This is a genomic window from Caballeronia sp. J97 (genome assembly GCF_905220305.1).
GTDB lineage: Bacteria > Pseudomonadota > Gammaproteobacteria > Burkholderiales > Burkholderiaceae > Caballeronia.
Map to the genome: position 1 here is coordinate 163,584 of NZ_CAJMZL010000008.1, position 11,871 is coordinate 175,454.

General features: G+C 64.1%; 10 protein-coding genes and 1 pseudogene. 7 read left to right on the plus strand and 4 right to left on the minus strand.

All coding sequences use genetic code 11. The features are described 5' to 3' along the window. The first annotated feature begins 18 nt into the window (after positions 1-18). Both U4Y90_RS13870 and U4Y90_RS13875 read left to right on the plus strand, forming a co-directional pair. Complete coding sequence (locus U4Y90_RS13870) at positions 19-315, plus strand: DUF4148 domain-containing protein (protein ID WP_321795157.1); 297 nt, start codon at positions 19-21, stop codon at positions 313-315. 50 nt (positions 316-365) lie between these two features. Then, positions 366-764, plus strand: coding sequence for an FKBP-type peptidyl-prolyl cis-trans isomerase (locus U4Y90_RS13875; protein ID WP_321795158.1), 399 nt, complete (start codon positions 366-368; stop codon positions 762-764). Positions 765-823: 59 nt separating this feature from the next. On the opposite strand, the pseudogene U4Y90_RS13880 reads toward U4Y90_RS13875, so the two are convergent. After that, a pseudogene (locus U4Y90_RS13880) lies at positions 824-1,522 on the minus strand (GNAT family N-acetyltransferase); the annotation flags it as partial. A 432-nt stretch (positions 1,523-1,954) separates the two neighbouring features. On the opposite strand from U4Y90_RS13880, the gene U4Y90_RS13885 reads away from it, so the two are divergent. The 3 genes from U4Y90_RS13885 to U4Y90_RS13895 are packed head-to-tail and all read left to right on the plus strand — an operon-like array spanning position 1,955 to position 6,539. Beyond that, a complete protein-coding gene (locus U4Y90_RS13885; RefSeq protein WP_415749341.1) occupies positions 1,955-3,313 on the plus strand; it encodes a 2-hydroxycarboxylate transporter family protein in 1,359 nt (452 codons plus the stop codon). Positions 3,314-3,319: 6 nt separating this feature from the next. Next, positions 3,320-5,161, plus strand: coding sequence for a sensor histidine kinase (locus U4Y90_RS13890; protein ID WP_321795159.1), 1,842 nt, complete (start codon positions 3,320-3,322; stop codon positions 5,159-5,161). Then, positions 5,154-6,539 carry a sigma-54 dependent transcriptional regulator gene (locus U4Y90_RS13895; protein WP_321795161.1) on the plus strand — a complete coding sequence of 462 codons (1,386 nt, stop codon included), beginning with the start codon at positions 5,154-5,156 and terminating at the stop codon, positions 6,537-6,539. Before U4Y90_RS13890 ends, U4Y90_RS13895 begins: the two co-directional genes overlap by 8 nt. Before the next feature lie 21 nt (positions 6,540-6,560). Here the strand turns inward: U4Y90_RS13895 and U4Y90_RS13900 are convergent, their stop codons facing one another. Continuing rightward, on the minus strand, positions 6,561-7,037 hold the full coding sequence (locus U4Y90_RS13900) for a septal ring lytic transglycosylase RlpA family protein (RefSeq protein WP_321795163.1): 477 nt from the start codon (positions 7,035-7,037) through the stop codon (positions 6,561-6,563). Between the two features lie 157 nt (positions 7,038-7,194). Here U4Y90_RS13900 and U4Y90_RS13905 point away from each other — a divergent pair, with 157 nt between their 5' ends. Further along, complete coding sequence (locus tag U4Y90_RS13905) at positions 7,195-7,788, plus strand: YSC84-related protein (protein WP_321795165.1); 594 nt, start codon at positions 7,195-7,197, stop codon at positions 7,786-7,788. 34 nt (positions 7,789-7,822) lie between these two features. Here U4Y90_RS13905 and U4Y90_RS13910 read toward each other — a convergent pair whose 3' ends face one another. After that, entirely contained in the window at positions 7,823-9,859 is a 2,037-nt protein-coding gene (locus U4Y90_RS13910; RefSeq protein ID WP_321795167.1) for an NADH:flavin oxidoreductase, read from the minus strand. A gap of 126 nt (positions 9,860-9,985) precedes the next feature. Between U4Y90_RS13910 and U4Y90_RS13915 the strand changes: the two genes are divergently transcribed. Next, positions 9,986-10,609: a TetR/AcrR family transcriptional regulator gene (locus tag U4Y90_RS13915; RefSeq protein ID WP_321795169.1), complete on the plus strand. Its 624-nt coding sequence runs from the start codon at positions 9,986-9,988 to the stop codon at positions 10,607-10,609. A 77-nt stretch (positions 10,610-10,686) separates the two neighbouring features. Here the strand turns inward: U4Y90_RS13915 and U4Y90_RS13920 are convergent, their stop codons facing one another. Next, positions 10,687-11,820, minus strand: a complete 1,134-nt coding sequence (locus U4Y90_RS13920) for a branched-chain amino acid ABC transporter substrate-binding protein (RefSeq protein WP_321795171.1) — start codon at positions 11,818-11,820, stop codon at positions 10,687-10,689. Positions 11,821-11,871 lie beyond the last annotated feature (51 nt).

Sequence of the window (11,871 nt, forward strand, 5' to 3'; positions counted from 1 at the left end):
ATCGAAGGAAGACGCGACATGAACAAACGATCGATGATCCCGGCGCTGGCCATCGCGCTCGCCGGTTGCGCCGCGAGCGGCGCGCAGCAGGGCACGACGAACCTGAGCGCGGCGCAATGCCGCGATCTCACCGCGCTCAGGAATCACGCGCCACCCACGCGCGAGCGCAACATGAGCGAACTGGCGGCGCTCGAAAGAGCGGGATACGACCCGTCGAAGTTCTTCGATCCGTACTATCCCGATGATCTGCACGCGGCGCAGCGTCGGGTCGATCAGTGGTATCGGGCGGAATGCCCGCAGGCGCGAACGGATTGAGGCGCATGGCCTGTCGATATAATGGCCCTTCCGTTCAAAGAGGTTATCGCATGAAATCAGTCATCGCTTTGCTCGCCGCATCCACCATTGCATCGACCGCATTCGCCGCCAACACCACCGAGAAGCTGCCATCGGGCGTGGTCGTCGAACACATCAAACAAGGCACCGGCGCGCAACCGGCGGCCGACGACGTCGTCAGCGTCAACTATCGCGGCACGCTCGCGGACGGCACCGAATTCGACAGTTCGAGCAAGCACGGCGGCCCCGCGACCTTCCCGCTCAACCGCGTGATCCCGTGCTGGACCGAAGGCGTTCAGAAGATCAAGGTCGGCGGCAAGGCGAAGCTGACATGCCCGGCGGCGACCGCCTACGGAAGCCGCGGCGTGGGCACGATCCCGCCGAACAGCGACCTGACGTTCGAAGTCGAACTGCTCGGCATCAAGAAGTAATCGAGTGCGCGGCTCATCATCGCGATTGCAGCCGCGCGTCCGATTCAATTGCCTTCGTCGCGCAACTGCGCAAGCGATGCACGCTGCCTGCCGTTCGCGTCGAAGTTATCGTCGGCGAGCCAGCGTTCGAATGCGCGCCGGATGCGCGGCCAGTTGCGGTCGATGATCGCGTACCACGCCGTATCGCGATTACGCCCCTTGTAGACGATCGCCTGCCTGAAAATGCCTTCGAACTCGAAGCCGAGCCGAAGCGCGGTCTTGCGCGACGGCGCGTTCAGGCTGTCGCACTTCCATTCGTAGCGTCGATACCCCAGGTCTTCGAAGACATATCGCATCAGGAGATATTGCGCTTCCGTCGAGATGCGCGTCTGCTTGAGCAAGGGCGAGAACGTGACGCTGCCCATTTCGATCACGCCATGCGCAGGCTCGATGCGCATCAGCGCGAGTGTGCCGACCGCCTTGCCGCTCGCCGAATCGATGACGGTGTAATGCAGCGGGTCCGCGGACGCCGCCGCCTTCGTCAGATAGTCGCGGAAGGCGTCGAAGTCCGCGAACGGCCCGACGAACAGGTAAGTCCAGTCGCTGCCATCCGGCGCCCGGCCGTAGGCTTCGAAGAGGTCGGCGGCGTGGCGATCCACGTCGAGCGGCTCGATGCGGCAGTGCCCGCCTTCGATGCCGATGCGCGCGGGACGTTCGCGCGCTTTCCAGTCCGTCACCGGTTCGCCGATGGGCTGCTGATGCTCGTTGGTTCTCGTCATGCGTGAGGCCGCTCCGGTTGCGTGATGGGGAATTCGCAGTCTAAAAGCTCAGCCATCGAAAATCGAGCGATTCTGAAATTTCGGAACGGCCTGTGTCCAGCGAAAATCAGCAGAAAAAAACCCGCTTTAAATCAGTAACTTGGCGTATCGAATCCGTAAGGCTCGCTTGGCACGGGCCTTGCCTTGTCATGGGCACAGACCCGCCGCGAAGCCTTTTCGCGGCTCAAAGGCCAGCCGGCCGGCTCACGACCGGCCACGAACGGAGACGACATCTTGACCCTGCCATTGCCGCATCGCACGCCGACATTCCGCTAGCCGGCCCGCCCGCTTTCCCACACGCATCCCGAATCATCCGCACGGCGCGGCGCTGGACGCCCTCGTCCGCCGGTCGGATCGCAGCACCCGCATCGCCCAATCAGCAAGGAGACATTCGTGCATATCACCTCTCAACCCGCGCATCGCGACGACGCGCAGCAGACATCGACGAACAAGGAACGCTTCTGGCCCGAGGGCTGGTGGAAGCTGATGGAAACGCGCATCGGCATCATTCCGCTGCCGGTGTATGTGCTGCTGCTCGTGCTGATCGGCGGCTTCGCGGTGACGGGCAAGGTGCCGGGAGAAATCTCGATGGCGATCGCCGTGCTCGCCTTCTTCGGCTTCACGTGCGCCGAGATCGGCAAGCGCATGCCGCTCGTGCGCAACATCGGCGCGGCGGCGATCTTCGCGACCTTCATTCCGTCGGCGCTGACCTACTACCATCTGCTGCCCAAGCCGATCCTGAATCTGACGACCGAGTTCACGAAGCAGACGAACTTCCTGTATCTCTTCATCGCGTCGATCATCGTCGGCAGCATTCTGAGCATGGACCGGCGCGTGCTGATCCAGGGCTTCATCAAGATCTTCATTCCGCTCGCGGTCGGCTCGATCGCGGCGGCGATCGTGGGCACGCTCGTCGGCACGGCGCTCGGGCTCGGCGCGCGCCACACGCTGCTGTATATCGTCGTGCCGATCATGGCGGGCGGCGTCGGCGAAGGCGCGATTCCGCTTTCGATCGGCTATTCGGAAATCATGCATCTGCCGCAGGGCGAGCTCTTCGCGCAGGTGTTGCCGCCGGTGATGCTCGGCAGCCTCACGGCGATCGTGCTGTCGGGCGTGCTCGACATGGTCGGCCGCCGCTATCCGCATCTGACGGGCAAGGGCCGTCTGCAAGTAGGCGAGCAGGACGAGATGGACCCGGTGAAGGAAGAGATCAGCGGGCATATCGACGTGACGCACATCGCGGCGGCGGGCATCACGGCGATCACGCTGTATTTGCTCGGCCTGATGTGCCGCAACATGTTCGGCCTGCCCGCGCCGGTCGCAATGCTGTTCCTGGCCGTGCTCGTGAAGCTCGCTCGGGCGGTGTCGCCGCAGCTTCAGGAAGGCGCGTTCGTCGTGTACAAGTTCTTCTCGACGGCGGTGACCTATCCGCTGCTGTTCGCGATCGGCGTGGCGATGACGCCGTGGGACAAGCTGATGGCCGCGTTCACGCTGGCGAACATCGTGACGATCGTGGTGACGGTGGCGACGCTGATGGCCACGGGCTTCGTGGTCGGGCGGCTGATGAAGATGTACCCTATCGACACCGCGATCGTGAATGCCTGCCACAGCGGCCAGGGCGGCACCGGCGACGTGGCGATTCTGACGGCCGCCAACCGCATGACGCTGATGCCCTTCGCGCAGATCGCGACGCGCATCGGCGGTGCGATCGTCGTCACGCTGACCTTGTTGATCCTGGCGCATTTCGGATGATCGAGTATGACGATGCTGGGCGTTCCCCTGTGGGCAGTGGCGGCAAGCGCGGTGCTCTATCTCGCGGCTGCTGCGGGGGCAATGGGGGTGGCCTGGCATCGCGGACTCGATGCACTGACCGAAGCGGGCGCGCACCGGCTGGACCTGTACGCCGCGAGCCTCAGGAGCGAACTGGGCCGCTATGAGATCCTGCCCGCGATCGCATCGCGCCAGGACAGCATCAAGACGTTGCTCGAAGCTCCGCCCGAAGCGCGGCGCGCCCTGCTCCCCGCCGTCGACGACTATCTGGAAGCGGTCAACCGTGACGCGGGCAGCGTCGCCGTCGATGTCATCGATCTGAACGGCGATGTCATCGCCGCGAGCAACTGGAATCAGCGGGTGAGCTTCGTCGGCACCAACGTCGCGTATCGTCCTTACTTCACCGATTCGATTTCGGTCGGCAGCGGCCGCTTCTTCGGCATCGGCACGAACACGGGCGAGCCGGGGCTGTACTTCGCGAGCGCGGTGCGCAGCGGACACAAGGTGCTCGGCGCGACCGCCGTGAAGATCAGCGTCGATCCGTTGGAAGCCGCGTGGCGCGTGCCGAACGAAGCAGCCATGGTCGTCGATGGCAACGGCGTCGTCGTGATCTCGACGGTGCCCGCGTGGAAGTTCACCGCGCTAGCGCCCATCGCCGCGCACAAGCAGGAACAGATTCAGGCATCGCGCCAGTATGCGGGCCACAAGGTCGACAATCTCGGCTATGAACGGCTCGACGACTGGCGCAACGGCGCGTGGTTCGCGCGCCTGCCCGACTGGTCGCATCCCGGCCGCGAGCGGCGCTATCTCGTGATGTCGCGCAGCGCGCCGCAGGCCGGCGACGCGATCATGGTCGCGCTCGATCTTTCCACGGCGCGGCGGCAGCAACAGCTCGCCTTCGCGTTCGTGACGGGCGCGTTCCTGATCGCGGCGCTCTACGGGCTCTACGCCGTGCAGCGGCGCCGCGTGATCGTGGAGCGGCTCAAGGCGCAGGACGCCTTGCAGCGCGCGAACGACCATCTCGAGGCGACCGTGCAGCAGCGGACCGCGGCGCTGCAGCAGGAGATCGACGAACGCGTGCTCACCGAGCAGAAACTGCGCGATTCGCAACAGGAACTGGTGCATGCGGGCAAGCTCGCCGTGCTCGGGCAGATGGCGGCTGGCCTCACGCACGAAATCAATCAGCCGCTCGTCGCGATCCGCACGCTGTGCGACAACGCGCGCACGTTCTTCGAGCGCGGCCAGAGCGCGCAGGCGATCGCCAATCTGGCGCGCGTGGGCAAGCTCGTCGAGAACATGGCGCTTCTCACGGCGGAACTGAAGGCCTTCGCGCGAAAACCCGAGGCGAACACGGTGCCGGTCTCGCTCGCCGACGCGTTCGCGCACGCGCGGCTCATTCACGACGCGCGCATCCGCAACGAACGCGTGCAACTCGACATCGACATCGCGCCGGACGCGGTCGTCGCCGCCGAGCCGGGGCGGTTGCAGCAGGTGATCGTCAATCTGCTCGGCAATGCACTCGATGCGCTCGCCGGTCGCGAAGCGCCGTGCATCCGGATCGCCGCGAGCCGCGCCGACGACCCCGCTCGCGTGCTGTTCATCATCGCCGACAACGGTCCCGGCATCGATCCCGACGTGCTCCCGCATCTGTTCGAGCCGTTCGTCACGACCAAGCCGCGCGGGCATGGCCTCGGGCTCGGGCTCGCGATCACGTCGCGCATCGTCGAGGGCTTCGGCGCGCGAATCGCGGCTGTCAATCCCGCAGGCGGTGGCGCACAATTCACCATCGAATTCGTAGCGGCGAACGGCCGGAGCATCGAGAGTGAATAAAAACGTGAACCCGCAGGCAAGCGACGACATCCGCGTAGTGATCGTCGAGGATGACGAAGACGTCCGCCTCGGCGTCGAACAGGCGGTGGCGCTCGCGGGCTTTCCGGTCGAATCCCACGCGACGGCCGCGAGCGCGCTCGCCGCGGCCGTGCCCGGCGCGCCTGTCGTGTACGTTTCCGACCTGCGCATGCCCGGCATGGACGGCATGCAGTTGCTCGAACACGTGCTCGCAATCGATGCGCAGATTCCCGTGGTGCTCATCAGCGGTCATGCCGACATTTCCACGGCCGTCGGCGCGATGCGCGTGGGCGCCTACGATTTCATCGAGAAGCCGTTCTCGTCCGAGCACATCGCGGGACGCGTCGCGCGCGCGGTCGAGAAGCGCCGGCTCACGCTCGAGGTCGCCGGCCTGCGCGCCGCGCTGCAAAACGGGCGCGGCATCGAGGCGCTCGTGCTCGGCAAGTCGCCGGCCATCGCCGATGTGCGCAAGAAGATCCTGCGGCTCGCGGATACCTCGGTGTCGGTGCTCATCACGGGCGAGACGGGCACCGGCAAGGAGCTCATCGCACGCGCGCTGCACGATTACGGCCGGCGGCGCGAGCATCACTTCGTCGCGCTCAATTGCGGCGGCCTGCCCGAGCAACTCTTCGAGAGCGAGCTCTTCGGGCACGAGGCGGGCGCGTTCACCGGGGCGACGAAGAATCGCGTCGGCAAGATCGAGTGGAGCGACGGCGGCACGCTCTTTCTCGACGAGATCGAAACCATGCCGATCGCGCTGCAGATCAAGCTGTTGCGGGTGCTCCAGGAACGGCGCGTCGAGCGGCTCGGCACCAATGAATCGATTGCCGTCGACTGCCGCGTCGTGGCGGCGTCGAAGGCGGACCTCGCGCTGCTTTCGTCGGAAGGACGCTTTCGCGCGGATTTGCTGTATCGGCTGAATGTCGCGCTGATCGATCTGCCGCCGCTGCGCGAACGCCGTGAAGACGTGCCGCTGCTCTTCGAGCATTTCGTGCTCGCGGCGGCGCAGCGCTTCGGCCAGGATGCGCCGACGGTCACGGCCGCGCAGGTTTCCGAACTGACCGCGCATCGATGGCCGGGCAACGTGCGCGAGTTGCAGAACGTGGCCGATCGCTTCGTGCTGGGTCTCGCGGGCGAACAACTGATCCCGTCCGGCGACCGGCCGCGCGGCAACGTCCCGCTCAACGAGCAGCTCACGCAGATCGAGCGCGTGCTGATCGAGGACATGCTGCGGCGTCACAATGGCAATGTCAGCGCGGCGAGCGAAGCGCTCGGCATGCCGCGCAAGACGCTGTATCACAAGCTACGGCAGTTCAATATTTCCGCGCGCGACGCTCAGGCCGAACGCGACGAGGACTGATCGCGCATTCACGCCGCACGATCATCGCGCGGCCGTGTCCGGCTTCACGGTGCCGTCGGGCTGCGGCACTTCGATCGGCTTCACTTCGACGGGCGCGGTGCCGTCTTTCCTGATCCCGAGCTTGTCCGCCGTTTTGGGCGAGACATCGACGATGCGGTCTTTCACATAAGGACCGCGATCCCTGATCTCGACCACCTCGCTGTTGCCGTTGTCGAGATTGGTGACCCGGGCCTTGGTGCCGAGCGGAAGCGTCTTGCTGGCGGCCGCGTTGGATTGCGGATTCATGTGCGTGCCGTCCGCCATCTTCTTCTTGTAGAAGTTGCGGCCGTAGTACGACGCCTCGCCCTTGCGCGGCTTGCCGGACCGGTCGAGACCGGCTTCATGGGTCAACTTCACCTTCGCGTGCCGATGATTCGTCGGCGCGCTCTTGTGCGCCGGATACGCCGTGCCGAGACAGCACGACAGGATCACGCATACGAATGCCCGAAGCCGCTTCATGTTCCGTTCCCTCGAACTCGATGTCCCGACACGCTTCGGGTAGCAGGGATCGGACCATTTCCATCTGTTCAATACCTCGGCCGCTGCCGATCCCACACACGCGGAAGCGCAGCTTGTATAGTGCGAGAGCCTAAAAACTGTTGATCAGGGGAAGCGTATGAACCAGAAGAACAAACGGCGTCTCTTGTTGGCCGGCGGCATCGCAGCGGCGGCGCTCTGCGTGAGCGGATGCACCACCACGGGCCCATCGTCCGGTGAGACCGCGGCCGGCACGGCCGATCGCAACCGCGCCATCGACGCCGCCGTCGATGCGACGCTGCAACGCCTGTATGTCTCCGTGAGCGGCTCGCGCGAGCTCGTGAACAAGGCGCGTGGCGTGCTCGTCTTTCCCAGAGTGATCGCAGCGGGATTCTGGCTGGGCGCGCAATACGGCGAAGGCGCGCTGCGTGTCGATGGCCGCACCGACGGCTACTACAGCACCGCGGGCGGTTCGTTCGGCTTGCAGATCGGCGCCCAGTCGAAGGCGATCGTCTATGTGTTCCTGACCGACGACGCGCTCGCGCAATTCCGTCGACGAGACGGCTGGGCCGCCGGCACCGACGCGACCGTCGCGGTAGCGAAGCTCGGCGCAAACGGCCAGCTCGATACGACCACGGCGACGAACCCTGTCGAGGTTTTCGTCCTGACGAACGCCGGTCTCATGGCCGGCGTGTCGCTCGAAGGCACGAAGGTGAGCCGGTTGAGCCCCTGATGATTCGCATGGCGAATCATTCTATGGATGGGGCTCACAAATCCTTCACCAGACGAAGCGCATCGTAGATCGCGGCGTGCGTGTTGCGCGCCGATACCGCATCGCCGATTCTGAAGAGCTGGAAGCGCCCTTCGGGGTTTCGTTCGACGACTTGCGGCTTGCCGTCGACAAGCTGCTCGTAATCGACCGAGCCGAGATTCGACGACAAAGGCTTCAACTCGAAATACAGCTCGTCCATCGGAATCGTGCCGTGATTCACGACGATCTGATCGTGGCGCTGCTCCTTCTGAACGCCGCCGTAATCGCTGCCGATCGTCGCCACCAGATCGCCGCCCTCGCGACGAACCGATTCGAGGCGGAACGTCACGGTGAAGGTGGTCGCGAGCTTCTGCAGCGAGCGCATGTAGGGCACGAGATTCATGCTCATGACTTCGGGCGAGAACGAGCGGTCGGGCGTCATCACTTCCACCTTGCCGCCAGCCTGTGCGATGGTTTCGGCCGCCTGGAGCGCGGCGTGATCGCCGGCATCGTCGAAGATCAGCACGTTCGCGCCGGGCTTCACATCGCCCGAGATGATGTCCCACGACGAGACGACATGCTCGTTGCCTTCGCTGCAGACCTCCGTATGCGGCATGCCTCCGGTCGCGACGATCACCACGTCGGGATTTTCCGCGAGCACCGTTTCCGTGTCCGCCCACGTGTTGAACTTGAACCGGACGCCGAGCCTTTCACACTGCGCCATGCGCCAGTCGATGATGCCCATCATCTCCTTGCGGCGAACGTTCTGCGCGGTGAGACGAATCTGGCCGCCGGGATCGTTCATCGCTTCCAGCACGACGACGTCATGTCCGCGTTCGCCCGCGACGCGCGCCGCTTCGAGACCCGCCGGCCCCGCGCCGACGATGACGATCCTGCGCTTCGTCGCGGCGGGCTCGATGGTATGCGGCATCTCCAGTTCGCGGCCCGTCGCGGCATTGTGGATGCACAGCGCCATGCCGCCCTGATAGATGCGATCGAGACAGTAGTTCGCGCCCACGCACGGACGGATATCGTCTTCCCTGCGCTCGATGATCTTGCGCACGATATGCGGATCGGTCATATGCGCGCGCGTCATGCCGACCATGTCGATCTTGCCCGACTCGATGGCGTGACGCGCCGTCGCGACGTCCTGAATGCGCGCCGCATGAAAGGTCGGGAAGTCGGTCGCCCGCCGGATTTCGCCCGCGAAATCGAGGTGCGGGGCGCTCTTCATCCCCATGATCGGGATGACGTCGGTGAGACCGGCGTCGGTTTCGAGATGCCCGCGAATGACGTTCAGGAAATCGACGAGACCGCTGTTCTTCAGACGCTTCGAGATCTCGATGCCCTCTTCCTTCGTGATGCCGCCTGCGAGGAGTTCATCGGCCGTATAACGAATGCCGACGAGAAAGCGCTCGCCGACGCGCTCGCGAATCGCGCGCAGCACGTCGAACGTGAAGCGCATGCGATGGTCCAGCGAGCCGCCGTAAGGACCGTCGAGCGTATTCGTCAGCGGCGACCAGAACTGGTCCATCAAGTGACCGTAGGATTCGATCTCCAGTCCGTCGAGCCCGGCGGCTTTCATGCGCTCCGCCGCATCCGCGAAATCGCGGACGATGCGTTCGATATCCCAGTCTTCGAGCTTCTTCGGGAAAGCCCTGTGCGCCGGCTCGCGATTGTGCGACGGCGAAACCACGGGCAGCCAGTCGCCCTTGTCCCAGCGCGTGCGGCGCCCGAGATGAGTCAACTGGATCATCACCTTCGCGCCGTGCTCGTGGCATTCGTCGACGAGATCCTTCATCCACGGCACGACTTCGTCCTGGTACGCGAGGATGTTGTTGAAAACCGGCGGGCTGTCCTTCGATACCGCCGCGGAGCCGGCTGTCATCGTCAACGCGATGCCGGCCTTGGCCCGCTCGACGTGATAGGCGCGATAGCGCTCCTTCGGCATCCCGTCCTCGGCATAAGCCGGTTCATGCGACGTCGTCATGATCCGGTTGCGGAACGTGACATGTTTCAGCGTAAAAGGCTGCAGCAGCGGATCCGTGGACATGGGTGCCTCTTCGAGCAGGTAGGGACGAACGACCGTTGTGATGCAAAGAGTAGAACCTCTGTACACATGTGTCAAGTTAAGCGACTATGGTGTACAGTGTGCATGACAGACAAGGGAAACGACGCTATGGACGACACGCTCGACGTGGTGCGCGGCTCCGCCGACATGTGGCTGGACGCGGCGTATGAAGGCCTTCTGGAAGGAGGCGTGGAAGCGGTCCGAATACTTCCGCTCGCAAAAAAGCTGAATCTTTCGCGGACGAGCTTCTACTGGTTCTTCAAGGATCGGGAGGAGCTTCTTTCCACCCTGCTCGACCGATGGAAGCAGAAGAACACAGGCAACTGGATCGATCGTACGGAAGCGTATGCGGACAGCGTGTGCGAAGCGATGCTGAACGTCTTCGACTGCTGGTTCGACGACACGATTTTCGACTCGCGTTTCGAGGCCGCGATGCGCAGTTGGGCGCAGCAATCGCCGGAGATCGCGGAACACATGGCGCAGGACGACGCGCAACGCATCGCCGCATTGACGGCCCTGTTCGCGCGCTTCGGCTATGAGCCGCGCGCCGCCGATGTCCGCGCGCGCGTGGCCTATTTCACGCAGGCGGGCTATGTGTCGACGAAGCCCGATGAAGACATGGCGGTGCGCATGTCGCGCATTCCCGAATACGTCGAAGTATTCACGGGCGTGCGGCCGAAGAAGCACGAACTTCAGCGCTTCTACTCGCGGCGCAATTTCCAGTTCGGGTAAGCGATCACGCGTTGGCGGCCGCGCCGAGCTCGATCATGAACTTCGCCGCTTTCAGCGAATGAATTCCGCTCGAACGCTCAATCGGCGCCCATCGTCGTGACCGGTTCCCACTTGGACGACCTCACCTGATAAAGCGTCGAAGTCGGATGCTTCAGATCGCCGTTCTTGTCGAATGAGATCTGGCCGGTTATGCCGGTATATTGGATCGAGCGCAGCGCCGGCATGAAGGTGGCGGGCTTCACGGAGTTCGCCTGCTTCATGGCCGTGATGGCGAGCCACGCGCTGTCGTATGCGAAGGGCGCATAGGTCAGCGTCTCGGCGCCGAAGCGCTTCTTGAACTTCTCCGCGAACGCACGACCTTCCGGCAGGGAATCGACGGGGCGGCCATATTCCCAGGCCATCGCCCCTTCGGCGGCGCTTCCCGCCACCTTGATGAATACGCTGTCCGCAATGCCGCCGCTACCGACGAACTGCGCGCGAATGCCCAGTTGCTTCATCCGTTTCGTGACGAGCGCGGCCTGATTGTCGACGCCGCCGAAGTAAAGCAGATCGGCATTCGCCGATTTGATATTGGTGAGCTGGGCGTTGAATTCTACTGCCTTGTCGTTGGTGTACTCCTCGGCGACGATCTGTCCGCCCGCCGCCTGCACGGCCTTCTTGAATTCCTCGACCGCGCCCTGGCCGAATGCCGTTCTATCGTCCATCACCGCAATGCGCTTTGCCTTCGTCACTTTCACCGCATAGGTTCCGGCATTCCCGGAGTTCTGTGCATCGGTGGCGATGATGCGGAAGATGTTATCGAACCCCTGGCGCGTGATAGCCGGATTCGTCGCCGCCGGATCGATGAGCGGAATGCCCGCGCGCGCGAATATCGGCGAAGAGGGCAACGCCACGCCGGAGTTGTAATAGCCGACCACGGCCACGACGCCGTCGTCGACGAGCTTCTGTGCCACCTGAACGCCGATGCGCGGATCGCCCTGATCGTCCACCGAAGCGAGTTCGAATTGCACCGGCTGTCCCGCGATGGAAATGTGCTGGCTGTTCGCCTCTTCGATCGCGAGGCGCACGCCGTTCTCCATATCTTTGCCGTTGGCTGCGCCGATGCCCGTCAGCGGCGCGGAAATGCCGATCTTGACGGTCTGCTGCGCGCTTGCCGAAATCGATGCGACCGCCAATGCCGAGGCCAGACACAATGACAGGAGTTTTTTCATGGTGAGCCCGAAAGGTTGATGGACGAACGTTCATGGCGTGCGGCCGACATC